15 protein-coding genes are annotated in these 18,567 nt (G+C 53.5%); 8 read left to right on the top strand and 7 right to left on the bottom strand.

Annotation, left to right across the window (positions count from 1 at the left end):
• Window positions 1-25: 25 nt before the first annotated feature.
• The 7 genes from ppiD to bolA all read right to left on the bottom strand — a co-directional run bounded on the left by ppiD (window position 26) and on the right by bolA (window position 9,363).
• Window positions 26-1,897, bottom strand: a complete 1,872-nt coding sequence (gene ppiD / locus V1599_RS07705; protein ID WP_112011261.1) for a peptidylprolyl isomerase — start codon at window positions 1,895-1,897, stop codon at window positions 26-28.
• 212 nt (window positions 1,898-2,109) lie between these two features.
• Complete coding sequence (gene hupB / locus V1599_RS07700) at window positions 2,110-2,382, bottom strand: nucleoid-associated protein HU-beta (protein ID WP_002444653.1); 273 nt, start codon at window positions 2,380-2,382, stop codon at window positions 2,110-2,112.
• Window positions 2,383-2,593: 211 nt separating this feature from the next.
• A complete protein-coding gene (gene lon, locus V1599_RS07695; protein ID WP_112011260.1) occupies window positions 2,594-4,948 on the bottom strand; it encodes an endopeptidase La in 2,355 nt (784 codons plus the stop codon).
• 184 nt (window positions 4,949-5,132) lie between these two features.
• The gene (gene clpX, locus V1599_RS07690) at window positions 5,133-6,407 is read right to left on the bottom strand and encodes an ATP-dependent protease ATP-binding subunit ClpX (RefSeq protein ID WP_112011259.1); all 1,275 of its coding nucleotides are present in this window, start codon (window positions 6,405-6,407) and stop codon (window positions 5,133-5,135) included.
• A gap of 127 nt (window positions 6,408-6,534) precedes the next feature.
• Window positions 6,535-7,158, bottom strand: a complete 624-nt coding sequence (gene clpP / locus V1599_RS07685) for an ATP-dependent Clp endopeptidase proteolytic subunit ClpP (RefSeq protein WP_112011258.1) — start codon at window positions 7,156-7,158, stop codon at window positions 6,535-6,537.
• Between the two features lie 258 nt (window positions 7,159-7,416).
• Window positions 7,417-8,715: a trigger factor gene (gene tig / locus V1599_RS07680; protein WP_112011257.1), complete on the bottom strand. Its 1,299-nt coding sequence runs from the start codon at window positions 8,713-8,715 to the stop codon at window positions 7,417-7,419.
• A gap of 330 nt (window positions 8,716-9,045) precedes the next feature.
• Window positions 9,046-9,363, bottom strand: coding sequence for a transcriptional regulator BolA (gene bolA, locus V1599_RS07675; protein ID WP_112011256.1), 318 nt, complete (start codon window positions 9,361-9,363; stop codon window positions 9,046-9,048).
• 305 nt (window positions 9,364-9,668) lie between these two features.
• On the opposite strand from bolA, the gene V1599_RS07670 reads away from it, so the two are divergent.
• The 8 genes from V1599_RS07670 (at window position 9,669) to V1599_RS07635 (ending at window position 18,540) form a co-directional block, all read left to right on the top strand.
• Window positions 9,669-10,247, top strand: coding sequence for a lipoprotein (locus V1599_RS07670; RefSeq protein ID WP_395301286.1), 579 nt, complete (start codon window positions 9,669-9,671; stop codon window positions 10,245-10,247).
• A gap of 46 nt (window positions 10,248-10,293) precedes the next feature.
• Window positions 10,294-11,769 carry a muropeptide MFS transporter AmpG gene (ampG, locus tag V1599_RS07665; RefSeq protein WP_112011254.1) on the top strand — a complete coding sequence of 492 codons (1,476 nt, stop codon included), beginning with the start codon at window positions 10,294-10,296 and terminating at the stop codon, window positions 11,767-11,769.
• A 475-nt stretch (window positions 11,770-12,244) separates the two neighbouring features.
• Window positions 12,245-13,192 (top strand): cytochrome o ubiquinol oxidase subunit II, encoded by a 948-nt coding sequence (cyoA, locus tag V1599_RS07660; RefSeq protein ID WP_112011253.1) that lies wholly within the window; start codon window positions 12,245-12,247, stop codon window positions 13,190-13,192.
• Window positions 13,193-13,208: 16 nt separating this feature from the next.
• Window positions 13,209-15,200 carry a cytochrome o ubiquinol oxidase subunit I gene (cyoB, locus tag V1599_RS07655; protein ID WP_395301285.1) on the top strand — a complete coding sequence of 664 codons (1,992 nt, stop codon included), beginning with the start codon at window positions 13,209-13,211 and terminating at the stop codon, window positions 15,198-15,200.
• Entirely contained in the window at window positions 15,190-15,804 is a 615-nt protein-coding gene (locus V1599_RS07650; RefSeq protein WP_297119681.1) for a cytochrome o ubiquinol oxidase subunit III, read from the top strand. The genes cyoB and V1599_RS07650 overlap by 11 nt, the downstream gene beginning before the upstream one ends.
• The gene (locus tag V1599_RS07645) at window positions 15,804-16,130 is read left to right on the top strand and encodes a cytochrome o ubiquinol oxidase subunit IV (protein ID WP_006176899.1); all 327 of its coding nucleotides are present in this window, start codon (window positions 15,804-15,806) and stop codon (window positions 16,128-16,130) included. Before V1599_RS07650 ends, V1599_RS07645 begins: the two co-directional genes overlap by 1 nt.
• 11 nt (window positions 16,131-16,141) lie before the next feature.
• Complete coding sequence (cyoE, locus tag V1599_RS07640) at window positions 16,142-17,029, top strand: heme o synthase (protein WP_112011250.1); 888 nt, start codon at window positions 16,142-16,144, stop codon at window positions 17,027-17,029.
• A gap of 149 nt (window positions 17,030-17,178) precedes the next feature.
• On the top strand, window positions 17,179-18,540 hold the full coding sequence (locus V1599_RS07635) for an MFS transporter (RefSeq protein WP_112011249.1): 1,362 nt from the start codon (window positions 17,179-17,181) through the stop codon (window positions 18,538-18,540).
• Window positions 18,541-18,567: the final 27 nt, after the last annotated feature.

Here is an 18,567-nt window from a genome sequence, read left to right as displayed (position 1 = left end):
AATTCTGCGAGCAAACGCGTAATAATTACTGCTGTGTAATGATATCACCCAGCTTAATTTTGGCGTCTTTACGCAGGTTGCTCATCATCGCTTCGAAAGCGATCTGAGCATTATTCTGGGTAATACCCTGTACCATCGCTTTCTTCTGCGCTTCTGGCAAGGTACCCGCTTTCACTTCGTCGAGCGCCAGCAGAACCACATTGCCCTGCATATCGGTCGCGGAACCGAAGCTCGGCTTGTCCTTCGCTGGGAGGCTCAGGGTAAACGCCGCCTGGCTGATAGGGTCCTGACCGGTACGGCTCAGGGTTTTCGCTTCACCAAAGCTCAGACCGGCCGCTTTCATCGCCGCATCGCCCTTGCCCGCCTTCAGTTCAGCCAATACTTTTTCAGCATCCAGCTTCGCCTGCTGTTCAGCTTTGGTGTGTTTTACCTGAGCAACAACCTGCTCTTTCACGTCTGCCAGCGGTTTCACCGCTTCCGCTTTGTGCTCGCTCACGCGCAGAACAAAGGCGCGGTCGCCGTCAACGGTGATGATGTCCGAGTTGCTGCCCGGCGTGCCGTTTTCGCCAACCAGACCGCCGTTGAAGATAGCGTCAGAAACCGGTTTGAAGTTCAGCTCTTCAGGCAGATTGTCACGGCCAAACCAGCCGGTCTCAACCGCTTTCACGCCTGCGGCCTGTTCAGCACCCGCCAGAGATTCATTGTCGTTGCTCGCCGCATCGCTCACTTTCTGCTGCAGCGCGTAAAATGCATCCAGCGCTTTTTCCTGCTTCACTTTCGCCGCGATGTCATCACGAACGTCAGCTAACGGCTTGGTTTTTGCGGCCTGAACGTCGTCCAGACGCGCCACCAGGAAGCCCACGGAGGATTTGATCACGCCAGACAGCTGGCCTTTCTCTTTCAGGCCCGCATTTTTCAGCTCGTCAGGCGTGGTCGCGTCTTCCAGCCAGCCCATATCGCCGCCGTTTTTCGCAGAGATAATATCGGTAGATTTTGCTTTCGCCACGGTAGCGAAATCAGCGCCTTTGTTCAGTTCGTCCAGTACCGCTTTAGCGTCCGCTTCGGTTTTAGTCTGAATCACGCTATAGCGGTTACGCTGAGGCTGCGTGAACTGATCCTGATGCTGGTCGTAGAAAGACTGAATTTCCGCGTCAGAAGCCGTTTCCTGCAGCGCAGCGGCGTCAAGTTTGATGTAGCTGACGCGGAACTGCTCTGGCGCAACAAAGCTGTTTTTGTTCTGCTCATAATAGGCATTAACTTCTGCGTCGCTGACCTGCTGTTTCGCCGCCAGGGCATTGACATCAATGGTCGCTTCACGCACAACGCGCTGCTGCGCGACCAGCGCCGCCAGTTCGTCAGTTTCGCCTTTCAGCATGAAATCCGTACCAACAACGGCATTGATCAGCTGTTGGGTCGTCAGCTGGTTACGCAGCGCCTGGGCGTACTGATCGGCCGTCATGCCCATCTGATTCACAATGCTGTTATAGCGCGCGTTGTCGAACTTGCCGTTTGACTGGAAGGCCTGCGTGGCGAAGATGGCTTTTTTTACCTGATCGTCACTAATGCCAAGCCCCAGGCTTTTGGCATATTGATCCAGCAGAGCCTCGTCGATCAGGCGGTTCAACGTCTGCTGACGCAGCGTTTTCATATAGCCTTCGTTAGCCGCAAGCTCGGAGAACTGTTCGCCCAGCTGCTGCTGCATGCGGTTACGTTCACCCGCAAACGCATTTTCGAACTGCCCGCGGCTGATCTCCTGGCCATTCACTTTAGCGGCATAGTTGGCGCTACCGCCGATGAGGTAACTACTCACGCCGGTCAATATGAACGACACGATAATGATACCGAAAATAATCTTGAGCACGAGACTGTTAGCAGCCGTGCGTAAGCTGTCCATCATGGTGTAACTACACTCCGCTGTATGTGACTGGTTACCTGACGCTCACGGAGAATCCTGACCGTCGCGCGTAAAGGCGTATTGTGACAAGAAACCAGGGTGATTGTCAGCCCACAACTCGCATAAACTCGTATAAATCAGGTCTGGACATACAAAAAAGGCACATCAAATGATGCGCCCTTGTACTTTTCGGCTTCCCTGAAGCGAGAAAGCAATCAGTTTACTGCGTCTTTCAGCGCTTTACCGGCACGGAAGCCAGGAACTTTAGCAGCAGCAATGGTGATCTCTTTACCGGTCTGAGGGTTACGGCCAGTACGGGCAGCACGCTCTTTAACAGCAAAAGTACCGAAACCTACCAGCGCAACGTCATCCCCAGCTTGCAGAGATTCAGTAACAGAAGCAATTAAAGCATCTAACGCACGTCCAGCTGCAGCTTTAGAAATATCAGCACCCGCAGCAATTTTGTCAATCAGTTGAGATTTATTCACTGTTCTCTTCCTCTCTTTTATAATTTATATCGCGCCTGAATCCTTCACAACGCGACCGCGCAGCAGTTATATCAGGCCTGCCATGAGCTTACAACACCCGTTGTTGATGGCTGGCCCAATCAGCAATCTAAATTAGCTATACAAAAAAAGGCTGGCAAGTACGAAATCACTTACCAGCCCTGTTTTTATTGACGCTCTTTGCGCGAGGTCACTATTTTGCGGTTACAACCTGCATTCCAGACGGCTCATTCTGCAGCGCGAGACTGAGAACTTCCTCAATCCGCTTCACAGGATGGATCTGCAGATCGGCAATCACGTTGTCAGGAATCTCTTCCAGATCGCGTTTGTTTTCGTCTGGGATCAGCACGGTTTTAATTCCGCCGCGATGCGCCGCCAGCAGCTTCTCTTTCAAACCACCGATAGGCAGAACCTGACCACGCAGGGTAATTTCCCCAGTCATCGCCACGTCGGCGCGAACCGGGTTCCCCGTCAGGCATGAGACCAGTGCGGTACACATCGCAATACCTGCGCTTGGGCCGTCCTTCGGCGTTGCACCTTCCGGTACGTGAACGTGGATGTCGCGTTTTTCGTAGAAATCAGGGTTGATACCCAGTTTTTCCGCGCGCGCGCGCACCACGGTCAATGCCGCCTGGATGGACTCCTGCATCACCTCACCCAACGAGCCGGTGTAGGTAAGCTTGCCTTTACCCGGAACGCAGGCGGTTTCAATGGTCAGCAGATCGCCGCCCACTTCCGTCCACGCCAGGCCGGTCACCTGGCCTACGCGGTTTTCGTTGTCCGCACGGCCATAGTCAAAGCGCTGAACGCCCAGGTAGGCATGCAGGTTTTCACCGTTGATCACAATGTGCTTCAGGCTCTTATCCAGCAGCAGCTGTTTAACCGCCTTGCGGCACAGTTTAGAGATCTCACGCTCAAGGCTACGCACGCCCGCTTCACGGGTGTAGTAGCGAATGATGCCCACAATCGCGCTGTCTTCAACGGTCAGTTCGCTGGCCTTCAGCGCGTTACGCTCAATCTGCTTCGGCAGCAGGTGCTGCTTGGCGATGTTCAGCTTCTCGTCTTCGGTATAGCCGGAGAGGCGAATCACTTCCATACGATCCAGCAGCGGGGCCGGAATGTTCATGGAGTTGGAGGTTGCCACGAACATGACGTCGCTCAGATCGTAGTCCACTTCCAGATAGTGATCGCTGAACGCCACGTTCTGTTCTGGATCAAGCACTTCCAGCAGAGCCGACGCCGGATCGCCACGCATGTCGGAAGACATTTTGTCGATCTCATCCAGCAGGAACAGCGGGTTTTTAACGCCCACTTTTGCCATTTTCTGGATCAGTTTACCCGGCATAGAGCCGATGTAGGTCCGACGGTGACCGCGGATTTCCGCCTCATCGCGAACGCCGCCCAGCGCCATACGGATGTACTTACGTCCGGTCGCTTTCGCGATGGACTGGCCCAGAGAGGTTTTACCCACCCCTGGAGGCCCAACCAGACACAGGATTGGCCCTTTAATTTTGTTCACACGGCTCTGCACCGCAAGGTACTCAAGAATGCGGTCTTTCACGCGCTCAAGGCCGTAATGGTCGGTATCAAGGATTTCCTGGGCCTGGCGCAGGTCTTTTTTGACCTTGCTGCGGGCGTTCCACGGAACCTGCACCATCCACTCGATATAGCCGCGCACGACGGTCGCTTCAGCCGACATAGGAGACATCATTTTCAGCTTCTGCAGCTCGGCTTCCGCTTTCTCTTTTGCCTCTTTCGGCATTTTCGCCGCGTCGATCTTGCGCTTCAGCGCCTCGTTTTCATCCGGCGCGTCGTCCATCTCGCCGAGCTCTTTCTGAATGGCCTTCATCTGCTCGTTCAGATAGTACTCACGCTGTGATTTTTCCATCTGCTTTTTCACGCGGTTGCGAATACGCTTCTCAACCTGCAGCAGATCGATTTCAGACTCCATCATCGCCATCAGATATTCCAGACGCTCGTTCACGTCGGACATTTCCAGCACGGACTGTTTGTCCGCGAGCTTGAGCGGCATATGCGCCGCGATGGTGTCAGCCAGGCGTGCAGGATCGTCGATGCTGTTCAGCGACGTTAGCACTTCTGGTGGGATTTTTTTGTTCAGCTTGATATAGCCTTCAAACTGGCTAATCGCGGTGCGAACCAGCACTTCCTGCTCGCGCTCGTCAAGCTCAGGCGAATCAAGATACTCTGCCTTTGCAGAGAAGTGCTCGCCATTGTCAGACAGAGTGGTAATACGCGCACGCTGCAAGCCTTCGACCAGCACCTTCACGGTGCCGTCCGGCAGCTTCAACATCTGCAAAATAGAGGCCACGGTCCCGACGGTGAAAAGATCGTTTACACCCGGCTCATCCGTTGATGCTTCTTTCTGCGCAACCAACATGATTTTTTTATCATGATCCATGGCGGCTTCAAGGCAACGGATAGATTTTTCCCGCCCTACAAATAAGGGTATGACCATGTGCGGATAAACCACCACATCGCGCAACGGCAATACGGGGATTTCAATGCGTTCAGAACGCTCAGGATTCATAGAGCTCTCTCTTAGTTTAGTGTCCGCCAGGTAAACTGGTCATGCGACTGTGCCTCGCACAACCATTAACATGTAATCCAGTATATGGGGATGTATTCCACACATTCAACGCTATGAATCAGGAAAAAGTAAAGGGGAGATAAAATCCCCCCTTTTTGATTAACTACTTGTATGATTTGGCGAATTATTCGCCAGATGCCTGCTGTGCTTCCGGCTTGCCGTAAATCAGCAGCGGTTTTGTTTGACCGCCGATGACGGATTCGTCAATAACCACTTTCTCGACGTCTTCCATGGAAGGAAGGTCGTACATGGTATCGAGCAACGCCGCTTCAACGATAGAACGCAGGCCACGGGCACCGGTTTTACGCGCCATCGCTTTTTTGGCGATCGCATCCAGCGCTTCGTCGCGGAATTCGAGATCCACACCTTCAAGATTGAACAATGCCTGATACTGCTTGGTCAGCGCGTTTTTCGGCTCTTTCAGGATCTGAATCAGCGCGTCTTCGCTCAGTTCGTTCAGCGTCGCAACAACCGGCAGACGGCCGATGAACTCAGGGATCAGACCAAACTTAATCAGGTCCTCTGGTTCCACCTGCGACAGCAGTTCGCCTTCGTTCGGCTTTTCAGACGTTGATTTCACCGTCGCGCCAAAACCTATGCCGGAGCCGGTTTCAACACGGTGAGAGATCACTTTGTCCAGGCCAGCGAAAGCACCGCCGCAGATAAACAGGATCTTGGAGGTATCTACCTGCAGGAACTCCTGCTGAGGATGCTTACGTCCGCCCTGCGGTGGAACGGCCGCAACCGTACCTTCGATCAGCTTCAGCAGCGCCTGCTGCACGCCTTCGCCCGACACGTCACGGGTGATGGACGGGTTGTCGGACTTACGGGAGATTTTATCAATCTCATCGATGTAGACGATCCCGCGCTGGGCTTTCTGCACGTCGTAATCACATTTCTGCAGCAGCTTCTGGATAATGTTCTCAACGTCTTCACCCACATAGCCTGCTTCGGTCAGCGTGGTGGCATCTGCCATAGTGAAGGGAACGTCCAGCAGGCGCGCCAGCGTTTCAGCCAGCAGCGTTTTACCGGAACCCGTAGGCCCGATCAGCAGAATGTTACTTTTACCCAGTTCTACGCCATTGCTGGTATCGCCATTGCGCAGGCGTTTGTAGTGGTTGTACACCGCCACAGCCAGCACCTTTTTCGCCTGCTCCTGACCGATGACGTAGTCATCGAGGTGATGACGAATTTCATGCGGGGTGGGCAGCGCGCTGCGTTCACGGTGCGGTGCGACTTCTTTAATCTCTTCGCGAATGATGTCGTTACATAAATCAACACATTCGTCGCAGATATACACGGACGGCCCGGCAATCAGTTTACGCACTTCATGCTGGCTTTTGCCGCAAAAAGAGCAGTACAGCAGTTTGCCCGAACCATCTTTGCGTTTATCTGTCATGAGTCCAAACCTCTTTTTAAGTTCTTTGTGCCGCACATGACGACGCAAATGCCATTTTCAGACGCAAGCTGCCATTAAGCACAATGCCGCCCTACCTTAGTATAGCGGCCCACTCGCGTCGCGGGCATCAATTACGATGGGTCAAAATGGAGTCGACTAAGCCGTACTCAACTGCCTCGGAAGCAGAGAGGAAGCGATCGCGCTCGGTATCGCGCTCGATCTGCTCGAGAGATTGACCCGTATGCTGCGCCATAAGTTCATTCATGCGCGATTTTACTTTCAATATTTCACGGGCGTGGATTTCAATATCCGTCGCCTGGCCCTGATAGCCACCCAGCGGCTGGTGAATCATCACGCGGGAATTTGGCAGGCAGAAACGCTTGCCCTTCGCGCCTGCGGTCAGCAGGAACGCGCCCATGGATGCCGCCTGTCCCATACAAATGGTACTCACATCCGGCTTGATGAATTGCATGGTGTCATAAATAGACATGCCCGCCGTAATCACACCGCCCGGCGAGTTAATGTACAGGTAAATGTCTTTTTCCGGGTTTTCCGCTTCCAGAAACAGCATCTGCGCCACGATCAGGTTAGCCATGTGGTCTTCCACCTGGCCAGTCAAAAAGATAACGCGTTCCTTGAGCAGACGGGAATAGATATCAAAAGAACGCTCACCGCGTGAGGTCTGTTCAATAACCATTGGCACCAGAGCCATATGGGGTGCAAAGTTATCTCGTTCGCCACTGTATGACATTTCCGTCTCCTGGATCAAAATTGAAAACACCTGCTGTACTGATTGTAACCTTATGGACGGATTATCAGCCAGTCTCATTCATCGTGATTTCATACTTATGGGGTTCACATTGCCCTATTTCAAGCATAACAACCTTTTGGTGTTACGCTAACACTGAAAGGGCGTTTTAGCACTCTTCCTGAGCTATTGCTGCGATAAAAAAAACCCGTCGCCGGGGCAACGGGTTTTTTGTTCAAACTTTAAACCGTTGTGGCGAAATTACGCCTGCTGGTTCATCAGTTCGTTGAAAGAGGTCTCTTTTTCGGTCACTTTCGCTTTCGCCAGTACCGCTTCAACAGCCTGCTCTTCCAGGGCAACATTGCGCATGTTGTCCATCAGCTCTTTGTTCTTACCGTAGAACTCAATCACTTCTGATGGATCTTCGTAAGCAGAAGCCATCTCTTCGATCAGGCCTTTCACACGCTCTTCGTCAGCTTTCAGCTCGTGGGTGCGAATCACTTCGCCCAGCAGCAGGCCAACAACAACGCGGCGTTTAGCCTGCTCTTCGAACAGCTCGCGCGGCAGTTCCATCGCTTGCTGCTGGTTGCCACCGAAACGCTGTGCAGCCTGACGGCGCAGTACGTCAATTTCGCTGTCGATCAGGGCAGCAGGAACGTCGATCTCGTTCGCTTTTACCAGACCGTCAATGGCCTGAGATTTAACACGGTTACGCACCGCGCCGTTCAGCTCGCGCTCCATGTTTTTACGCACTTCAGCGCGCAGACCGGCAACGGAACCATCTTCCACGCCGAAACGCTTGATGAACTCTTCAGTCAGTTCTGGCAGTTCGCGCTCTTCAACTTTCTTCAGGTTGATGACGAACTTCGCTGCTTTACCTTTCAGGTTTTCAGCGTGGTATTCTTCCGGGAAGGTCACATCAATAGTGAACTCTTCGCCAGCCTTGTGGCCTTTGATGCCGTCTTCGAAGCCTGGGATCATACGACCCTGGCCCATGGCCAGTACGAAGTCAGACGCTTTACCGCCTTCGAACTCTTCGCCATCAACAGAACCGGTGAAGTCGATAGTCACGCGATCTTCAGCGTCAACTGCGCCTTCTTTTTCTTTCCAGTTCGCCTGCTGCTTGCGCAGGGTGTCCAGCATGCCGTCAACGTCTTCGTCAGTCACGGAAACGATCGGTTTTTCAACTTCGATAGATTCCAGACCCTTCAGCTCAACTTCTGGGTACACTTCGAACTCTACAGAGTAGGTGAAATCTTCGCCCTGCTTGTATTCGCCTGGAACGTAGTTCGGCGCGCCGGCTGGATTAATTTTTTCTTTGATGATCGCATCAATAAAATTGCGGCTCATCAGTTCACCCAGCACATCCTGACGCACGGAAGCGCCATAACGCTGAGCAACAACATTCATTGGTACTTTGCCCTTGCGGAAGCCGTCAATACGTACTTTTTTTGCTACGTTGACCAGCTCGCTTTTCACAGCAGTTTCGATGCTGTCAGCAGCGATAGTAATCGTTACACGGCGGCCAAGGCCTTGAGTGGTTTCAACTGAAACTTGCATCTTGTTACCTCAAAAAAATCACAGTGCTCGGTCAACTCTGAATCTGTCTGTTTTACCGGGATGCTCTCATAGTGCAGATTCACATTCCCTGTCGCCAGAATCATGCCGAAGACATTCAATAAGACGCGGCATTATAGCGGCATCACTAAGGGGAGTCGAGAACGGTTGGGGTCAGTTGCTGCGGCTTTTTTCACAAATTAAGGCTATTTTTGGCCTTAAAAACGCACCATACGTTCAAAACTCAGACAAAACAAAACGGCCATAAGGCCGTTTTGACATGATCTGTATGCAACATACTGGAAAATCTCAGGCGGTTGCAAATCCGATTTCTCAGGCTATTGAGCCTGCACCCCTGCATGGCGGGGAGGCGAAAACCGTATCCTGCAACCCTTCCCATTCCTTAATGGTATAGGTATGCAATGCGAGCGCATGTACGGTTGTGGAGAGTTCTTCCGTCAGAGTGCTGTAGATCAGACGATGGCGGTTCAGGAAACGTTCTCCCATGAAGCGATCGCTGACCAGAACCACTTTGAAGTGGCTTTCAGAACCTGCCGGTACGTTATGACGATAGCTTTCGTCGACGACTTCGAGGAACACAGGGTTGAACGCTGCCCTTAATTTTTCTTCTATCTGTTCACGTATCATCATGAAATTACTCCTCCGACAACGCCAGGATGTCACCCATCCCTTTAAATATTAGCCGCTTTTACCGTTTTCATTGCATTCCGACAACAAATATTTAGCTTTCGTCTGATTTTCTCATTCAAACGAATGAAGTTCACTCTAAGGCTCATGCCTTTCATGTCATTCAGACGGAGAAAAACGCCAGGGCGGTTAGTTTTCGGACAAGGCGATGAATTTACATGCGTTGACCACTTCCCCTCGCCGTTAGCGATGTTATGATGGCGGCAATTATTCTCTGTAAATGCTTACGATTCGTTGAGAACCTGAAAATGTTAAAAAAACTCTTCTTTCCGTTGGTAGCACTTTTTATGCTCGCCGGTTGCGCCACCCCGCCAACTACCATTGAGGTTTCACCTAAAATTGCCCTGCCGCAGCAGGACCCAAGCCTGATGGGCATTACCGTCAGCATTAACGGCGCTGACCAGCGTCAGGATCAGGCGCTGGCAAAAGTGACCCGCGACAACCAGCAGGTTACCCTGACCGCATCCCGCGACCTGCGTTTCCTGCTGCAGGAAGTGCTGGAAAAACAGATGACCTCCCGCGGCTATATGATTGGGCCAAGCGGCGCGGTTGATCTGCAGATTATCGTGAACAACCTGTATGCGGACGTCTCTCAGGGTAACGTTCGCTATAACATTTCTACTAAAGCGGACATCGCCATCATCGCTACGGCGAAGAACGGCAACAAGATGAACAAAAACTACCGCGCCAGCTACTCCGTTGAAGGCGCTTTTCAGGCCTCCAACAAAAACATTGCTGACGCCGTCAACAGCGTGCTGACCGATACCATCGCCGACATGGCGCAGGACACCAGCATCCACGACTTCATCAAGCAAAACTCGCGTTAATCCTGCCGGCTGACCCGTCATTACGCCGGGTCGGCCTTATAAGACTATGCCCAGCAATTACTTACGAATTTTTCAGCAGCCCAAATCAGCTATTCTGCTGATCCTGGGCTTCGCCTCCGGTTTACCGCTCGCACTCACTTCCGGCACGCTGCAGGCGTGGATGACCGTCGAGAACATCGATCTTAAAACGATCGGTTTCTTCTCGCTCGTGGGCCAGGCCTACGTATTTAAGTTCCTCTGGTCACCGGTGATGGACCGCTACACGCCGCCATTTTTAGGACGGCGCCGCGGTTGGTTAGTGATGACGCAGGTGCTATTGCTGCTGTCGATTGCCGCGATGGGCTTCCTCGAACCTTCCACGCAGCTGCGCTGGATGGCTGCGCTTGCGGTGGTTATCGCCTTCTGTTCCGCATCGCAGGATATCGTTTTTGACGCCTGGAAAACGGACGTTCTTCCCGCCGAAGAGCGCGGTGCCGGTGCGGCGATCAGCGTGCTGGGCTATCGCCTGGGGATGCTGGTATCCGGTGGGCTGGCGCTATGGCTGGCGGATCGCTATCTCGGCTGGCAGGGTATGTACTGGCTGATGGCCGCCCTGCTTATTCCCTGCATTATCGCTACCCTTTTCGCCCCTGAGCCGAGCGACGTAATACCGGTTCCCCGCACGCTGGAGCAGGCGGTTGCGGAGCCGCTTCGAGACTTCTTTGGGCGTAACAACGCCTGGCTAATCCTGCTGCTGATCGTCCTTTATAAGCTCGGCGACGCGTTTGCCATGAGCCTGACCACCACCTTCCTTATTCGCGGCGTAGGGTTTGATGCGGGAGAAGTTGGGGTGGTGAATAAAACGCTGGGGCTGTTTGCCACCATCCTCGGCGCGCTCTACGGCGGCGTGCTGATGCAGCGTCTTACCCTGTTCCGCGCGCTGCTGATCTTCGGCATCCTTCAGGGGGTGTCAAACGCTGGGTACTGGCTGCTGTCGATTACCGATAAGCATATGATCAGCATGGCCACGGCGGTATTCTTTGAAAACCTCTGCGGCGGTATGGGCACGGCGGCGTTCGTCGCGCTGCTGATGACGCTGTGCAATAAATCATTTTCCGCCACGCAGTTTGCCCTGCTCTCGGCCCTTTCTGCCGTCGGCCGCGTGTATGTCGGGCCGATTGCGGGCTGGTTTGTTGAAGCGCACGGGTGGCCGACATTTTATCTCTTTTCCGTCGTGGCAGCCGTACCGGGGATTTTACTCCTGCTGGTCTGTCGCCAGACGCTGGAATATACCCAGCGCACGGAACAGTTTATTCCACGTACCGAATACCATAGCGCCTATCGGTTCGCACTGCGTCTGCTGATGGTCGGCTGTCTGGCGTTGGCACTCTGGCTTATCGCGCTGATTATCAACGCCTCCACCGCGCTGTCACTTTCGGTGGAACCGCTTCTCCTTGATGTGGGCGCCCTGCTGATTGTCGTGGGGATTGTCACCGGCGGCCTGCTGGATTTCCTGTCATTGCGTAAAACGCATATGACATAGAGAAAAGACGAACGGTTATTTCCCGTTGTAATCACGAAGTGAAATTATAACGGGAAATAACCGACGCTCGCTGAAAATATATTTGTTGTTTTGTGCGGGATAGCTTTCGGAAATTATTGGAGCCTCGGGGCGTTCGCTATTTTTCATTAAACGATTCAGCATCGAGCTGATTAAATTTTCGTTTTTCAATTGTCCTTTTATTGATAATTAATTGTTAATTATTTGTATAAATTTCATAATGGTTATACCAATTGCCCCGTTTAGGGTATGCTAAAAACGCCTTTCGTTATAATGCCCACGCCATGCGGCCTCTGTCTTAGAAATCGACATAATTTGCAACACTTGTGACATGTGCGGCAGAACCCAGTAACACCTTCCTGACACAGCCCTAATGATGTTTACAGTAATGTAACCTTCCCGTAAAATGCCCCCACACTTTAAACGCCACCAGACTCCGTGGAATTGAGGTCGTTAAATGAGACTCGGGAAATACAATAAAAGTTTGGGATGGTTGTCATTATTCGCGGGCACTGTATTACTCAGTGGCTGCGATTCTGCACTACTAGACCCCAAAGGACAGATTGGACTGGAACAACGTTCGCTGATTCTGACGGCATTTGGCCTGATGATGATTGTGGTTATTCCAGCCATTTTGATGGCTGTTGGTTTCGCCTGGAAGTATCGTGCGAGCAACAAAGATGCGAAGTATAGCCCTAACTGGTCACACTCCAACAAAGTTGAAGCTGTGGTCTGGACGGTGCCTATTCTGATCATCCTGTTCCTTGCCGTACTGACCTGGAAAACCACTCACGCGCTTGAGCCTAGCAAACCGCTGGTTCACGATGAAAAACCTATTACCATCGAAGTGGTCTCCATGGACTGGAAATGGTTCTTCATCTATCCAGAGCAGGGCATTGCTACCGTGAATGAAATCGCCTTCCCGGCGAACACTCCGGTTCAGTTCAAAGTGACATCTAACTCCGTAATGAACTCCTTCTTTATTCCGCGTCTGGGCAGCCAGATTTACGCGATGGCCGGTATGCAGACTAACCTGCACCTGATTGCCAATGAAGCAGGCACCTACGACGGTATCTCCGCCAGCTACAGCGGCCCGGGCTTCTCGGGTATGAAGTTCAAAGCTATCGCTACGCCAGACCGCGCAACCTTCGACCAGTGGGTCGAAAAAGCGAAACAGTCTACCAACACCATGTCTGACATGGCGGCGTTCGAAAAAGTGGCGACACCTAGCGAATACAACAAGGTGGAGTACTTCTCTAACGTGAAACCGAATTTGTTCAAAGACGTTATTGGCAAATTTATGGATCACGGCATGAGCATGGACATGACCCAGCCTGAAGGTGAGCACAGCTCGCACGAAGGTATGGAAGGCATGGACATGAGCCACGCGGAAACCGCTCACTAAGGGGCCGAGGAAGAAAATGTTCGGAAAATTAACACTGGATGCAGTGCCCTACCATGAACCGATTATCATGGTTACGGTGGCTGCAATTATCATCGGTGGCGCGGCCTTAGTGGCCTTAATCACTTACTTTGGTAAGTGGAGCTATCTGTGGAAAGAGTGGCTGACCTCCGTCGACCACAAAAAACTCGGCATCATGTACTGCATCGTCGGTATCGTCATGTTAATTCGTGGCTTTGCGGATGCGATCATGATGCGTAGCCAGCAGGCGCTTGCGTCCGCGGGTGAAGCGGGCTTCCTGCCGCCGCACCACTACGATCAGATCTTTACCGCTCACGGCGTTATCATGATCTTCTTCGTGGCGATGCCGCTGGTTATCGGCCTGATGAACGTGGTTGTGCCGCTGCAAATCGGCGCGCGCGACGTTGCGTTCCCGTTCCTGAACAACCTGAGCTTCTGGTTCACGGTTGTCGGCGTTATCCTGGTTAACCTGTCTCTGGGCGTGGGCGAATTTGCTCAGACCGGCTGGCTGGCCTATCCGCCGCTTTCGGGAATTGAGTACAGTCCGGGCGTGGGCGTTGACTACTGGATTTGGGCGCTACAGCTCTCCGGTGTCGGTACCACGCTGACCGGTATTAACTTCTTCGTGACCATTCTCAAGATGCGTGCCCCAGGCATGACGATGTTCAAGATGCCGGTATTTACCTGGGCATCTCTGTGCGCCAACGTCCTGATTATCGCGTCGTTCCCAATTCTGACCGTCACCATCGCGCTGCTGACCCTGGATCGCTATCTGGGCACCCATTTCTTCACGAATGATATGGGCGGCAACATGATGATGTACATCAACCTGATTTGGGCCTGGGGTCACCCGGAAGTGTACATTCTGGTTCTGCCTGTGTTCGGTGTGTTCTCCGAAATCGCGGCGACCTTCTCGCGTAAGCGCCTGTTTGGTTACACCTCTCTGGTGTGGGCAACCGTGTGTATTACCGTGCTGTCGTTCATCGTTTGGCTGCACCACTTCTTCACCATGGGTGCGGGCGCGAACGTAAACGCCTTCTTCGGTATCACCACCATGATTATCGCCATCCCTACCGGGGTGAAGATCTTCAACTGGCTGTTCACCATGTACCAGGGCCGTATCGTGTTCCACTCAGCGATGCTGTGGACCATCGGCTTCATCGTCACCTTCTCCGTAGGTGGGATGACCGGCGTACTGTTGGCGGTTCCGGGCGCTGACTTCGTTCTGCACAACAGCCTGTTCCTGATTGCGCACTTCCACAACGTTATCATCGGCGGCGTCGTCTTCGGCTGCTTCGCTGGCGTAACCTACTGGTGGCCTAAAGCGTTTGGCTTCACGCTGAACGAAAAATGGGGCAAACGCGCGTTCTGGTTCTGGATCATCGGCTTCTTCGTGGCGTTTATGCCGCTGTACGTGCTGGGCTTCATGGGGATGACTCGTCGCCTCAGCCAGCAGATCGACCCGCAGTTCCACCCAATGCTAATGATTGCAGCGGGCGGCGCGGCGCTGATTGCCTGCGGTATCCTGTGCCAGCTGATTCAGTACTACGTGTCTATTCGCGACCGCGATCAGAACCGTGACCTGACCGGTGACCCATGGGGTGGCCGTACGCTGGAGTGGGCAACCTCCTCCCCTCCTCCGTTCTATAACTTTGCCGTTGTGCCGCACATTCATGAGCGTGACGCATTCTGGGAAATGAAAGAGAAAGGCGAAGCGTACAAGCAACCTGAGCATTACGAAGAAATCCACATGCCGAAAAACAGCGGTGCGGGCATTGTGATTGCCGCCTTCGCTACGGTATTTGGTTTCGCAATGATCTGGCACATCTGGTGGCTGGCGATCGTTGGCTTTGCCGGCATCGTCATCAGCTGGATTGTGAAGAGCTTTGACGAGGACGTGGACTACTACGTACCAGTCCGTGAAGTCGAAAAACTGGAAAACCAGCATTTCGATGAGATTTCTAAAGCGGGGCTGAAAAATGGCAACTGATACTCTGGCGCACTCGACTGCCCACGCGCATGAACATGCGCACCACGATACGGGACCGACGAAAGTCTTCGGTTTCTGGATCTACCTGATGAGCGACTGCATTCTGTTCTGCTGTCTGTTCGCGACCTATGCCGTTCTGGTGAACGGCACGGCGGGCGGCCCGACCGGCAAGGACATCTTTGAGCTGCCGTTCGTGCTGGTAGAAACCGCACTGCTGTTATTCAGCTCCATCACCTACGGCATGGCGGCGATCGCCATGTACAAAAACAACAAGAGCCAGGTTGTCTCCTGGCTGGCGTTGACCTGGCTGTTTGGTGCTGGCTTTATCGGGATGGAACTCTATGAATTCCATCACCTGATTGCTGAAGGCATGGGTCCGGATCGCAGCGGCTTCCTGTCCGCGTTCTTCGCGCTGGTCGGTACGCACGGTCTGCACGTAACCTCGGGCCTGATCTGGATGGCGGTACTGATGTTCCAGGTATCCCGTCGCGGCCTGACCAGCACTAACCGTACCCGTATCATGTGCCTGAGCCTGTTCTGGCACTTCCTGGACGTGGTATGGATCTGTGTGTTCTCAGTTGTTTATCTGATGGGGGCGATGTAATGAGTCATTCAAACGATCATGGCGCTTCCCACGGTAGCGTAAAAACCTACATGACAGGTTTCATCCTGTCGATCATCCTCACGGTGATCCCGTTCTGGATGGTGATGAGCGGTTCTGCGTCTAAGCCGGTTATCCTGGGTGCAATCCTGGTAACGGCGGTGATTCAGATTCTGGTGCATCTGGTTTGCTTCCTGCACATGAACACCAAGTCCGATGAAGGCTGGAATATGACCGCCTTTATCTTTACCGTGATTATCATCGCTATCCTGGTAGTCGGTTCCATCTGGATTATGTGGAACCTTAACTACAACATGATGGTTCACTAAGAGCGGCGAGTATGTTTAAGCAATACCTGCAAGTAACGAAACCAGGCATCATCTTTGGCAACCTGATCTCCGTGATCGGAGGGTTCCTGCTGGCCTCGAAGGGCAGCATTGACTACACCCTCTTCGCATGCACGCTGGTTGGGGTGTCACTGGTTGTTGCGTCCGGTTGTGTATTTAACAACTACATCGACATGGATATCGACAAGAAGATGGAAAGGACTAAAAATCGGGTGCTGGTGAAAGGCCTGATCGCCCCTTCCGTCTCGCTGGTGTACGCCACCTTGCTGGGTATTGCTGGCTTTATGCTGCTGTGGTTCGGGGCTAATCCGCTGGCCTGCTGGCTCGCCGTGATGGGGTTCGTGGTCTATGTGGGCGTTTACAGCCTGTATATGAAGCGCCACTCCGTCTACGGCACGCTGATTGGCTCTCTCTCCGGCGCTGCGCCGCCGGTGATTGGCTACTGTGCCGTCACGAACGAGTTCGACAGCGGTGCGCTGATCCTGCTGGCTATCTTTAGCCTGTGGCAGATGCCGCACTCGTACGCCATCGCGATTTTCCGCTTCAAGGATTATCAGGCAGCGAACATTCCGGTGCTGCCGGTCGTGAAGGGCATTTCGGTCGCCAAGAACCACATTACGCTGTACATCATCGCCTTTGCCGTGGCAACGCTGATGCTTTCGCTGGGCGGCTACGCGGGATATAAATATCTCATCGTCGCGGCTGCGGTAAGCGTCTGGTGGCTCGGCATGGCGCTGCGCGGTTACAAAGTGGAAGATGACAAGGTCTGGGCGCGCAAGCTGTTCGGCTTCTCTATCATCGCCATTACCGCTCTGAGCGTGATGATGTCCGTCGACTTTATGGTACCGGACTCGCATAGCCTGCTGACTTACGTCTGGTAAGCCACGTTAAGTGATTAAAAGGGTGCTTCGGCACCCTTTTTTATTCACCAAATCTATTGGTTACGCATGTAATATTTGTTAAATAACCCATTATTTACCCCGTCCCTTCCCCGCACTACACTATGGCCTGCTCTTGAACTGAGGTGGTAATGAACGATTATAAAATGACGCCGGGCGAGCTACGCGCGACCTGGGGCTTAGGGACTGTTTTCTCGCTGCGGATGCTTGGCATGTTTATGGTCCTGCCCGTTCTGACCACTTACGGCATGGCGCTTCAGGGGGCCAGCGAGGCGTTGATTGGCCTGGCGATTGGCATCTACGGCCTGGCGCAGGCCGTTTTCCAGATCCCCTTCGGCCTGCTTTCGGACCGCGTGGGCCGCAAGCCCCTGATCGTCGGCGGGCTGCTTATCTTTGTGCTCGGCAGCGTCATCGCCGCCCTCTCCCACTCCATCTGGGGGATCATTCTTGGCCGCGCGCTTCAGGGCTCCGGCGCCATTGCCGCCGCCGTCATGGCGCTGCTGTCAGACTTAACCCGCGAGCAGAACCGCACCAAGGCGATGGCCTTTATCGGCGTCAGCTTCGGCGTGACCTTTGCGATTGCGATGGTGCTCGGCCCCATCATTACGCATAAGCTGGGCCTGCACGCCCTGTTCTGGATGATTGCCGCGCTGGCAACCGCCGGCATCGCCCTGACGCTGTGGGTGGTGCCGGACAGCAAAAACCACGTTCTTAACCGTGAATCCGGCATGGTGAAAGGCTGCTTTAGCAAAGTCATCGTTGAGCCGCGGCTGCTAAAACTCAACTTCGGCATTATGTGTCTGCACATCCTGCTGATGTCCACCTTCGTCGCCCTGCCCGGCCAGCTTGCCGCCGCAGGTTTCCCGGCCGCCGAACACTGGAAAATTTACCTGGTGACGATGCTGATTTCGTTCGTCTCCGTGGTGCCGTTTATCATCTATGCCGAAGTGAAGCGCAGGATGAAGCGCGTCTTCGTGGGCTGCGTGGCGCTGCTGGTGATAGCGGAAATCGTGCTGTGGGGTTCCGGCCCGCACTTCTGGGAGCTGGTTATCGGCGTCCAGATTTTCTTCCTGGCGTTTAACCTCATGGAAGCCCTGCTGCCGTCGCTAATTAGCAAAGAGTCTCCGGCAGGCTATAAAGGCACCGCGATGGGCATTTACTCCACCAGCCAGTTTCTCGGCGTGGCCATCGGTGGCTCGCTCGGCGGCTGGGTAGACGGGCTATTTGATTCGCAAACCGTCTTCCTGGCGGGCGCTCTGCTGGCGATGGTTTGGCTGCTGGTCTCCAGCACAATGAAAGAGCCGCAGTATGTCAGCAGCCTGCGCGTGGAAATTCCCGAGGACGTCGAAATTGGGGACAACCTTAAGCAGCGTCTGGAAGAGAAAGATGGCGTGAGCGAGGTGCTGGTCGTGCCGGAGGAAAGAAGCGTTTACGTCAAAATCGACAGCAAGGTGACGAACCGCTTTGAGGTCGAGCAGGCGCTAAAAGCCTGAAAAAATGCCCGGTAAACCGGGCATTTT

It is taken from the genome of Enterobacter sp. ECC-175 (assembly GCF_043968675.1).
Classification (GTDB): Bacteria; Pseudomonadota; Gammaproteobacteria; order Enterobacterales; family Enterobacteriaceae; genus Enterobacter.
Note: the sequence above shows the minus strand (reverse complement) of the source record. Positions and strands in the feature narration are given on the sequence as shown.

Coding starts and splice junctions, on each gene's coding strand:
- lon (WP_112011260.1), bottom strand. CDS start 4,948: ATGAATCCTGAGCGTTCTGAACGCATTGAAATCCCCGTATTGCCGTTG.
- V1599_RS07635 (WP_112011249.1), top strand. CDS start 17,179: ATGAACGATTATAAAATGACGCCGGGCGAGCTACGCGCGACCTGGGGC.
- ppiD (WP_112011261.1), bottom strand. CDS start 1,897: ATGATGGACAGCTTACGCACGGCTGCTAACAGTCTCGTGCTCAAGATT.
- clpX (WP_112011259.1), bottom strand. CDS start 6,407: ATGACAGATAAACGCAAAGATGGTTCGGGCAAACTGCTGTACTGCTCT.
- cyoA (WP_112011253.1), top strand. CDS start 12,245: ATGAGACTCGGGAAATACAATAAAAGTTTGGGATGGTTGTCATTATTC.
- ampG (WP_112011254.1), top strand. CDS start 10,294: ATGCCCAGCAATTACTTACGAATTTTTCAGCAGCCCAAATCAGCTATT.
- V1599_RS07645 (WP_006176899.1), top strand. CDS start 15,804: ATGAGTCATTCAAACGATCATGGCGCTTCCCACGGTAGCGTAAAAACC.
- V1599_RS07650 (WP_297119681.1), top strand. CDS start 15,190: ATGGCAACTGATACTCTGGCGCACTCGACTGCCCACGCGCATGAACAT.
- tig (WP_112011257.1), bottom strand. CDS start 8,715: ATGCAAGTTTCAGTTGAAACCACTCAAGGCCTTGGCCGCCGTGTAACG.
- cyoB (WP_395301285.1), top strand. CDS start 13,209: ATGTTCGGAAAATTAACACTGGATGCAGTGCCCTACCATGAACCGATT.
- bolA (WP_112011256.1), bottom strand. CDS start 9,363: ATGATGATACGTGAACAGATAGAAGAAAAATTAAGGGCAGCGTTCAAC.
- V1599_RS07670 (WP_395301286.1), top strand. CDS start 9,669: ATGTTAAAAAAACTCTTCTTTCCGTTGGTAGCACTTTTTATGCTCGCC.
- cyoE (WP_112011250.1), top strand. CDS start 16,142: ATGTTTAAGCAATACCTGCAAGTAACGAAACCAGGCATCATCTTTGGC.
- clpP (WP_112011258.1), bottom strand. CDS start 7,158: ATGTCATACAGTGGCGAACGAGATAACTTTGCACCCCATATGGCTCTG.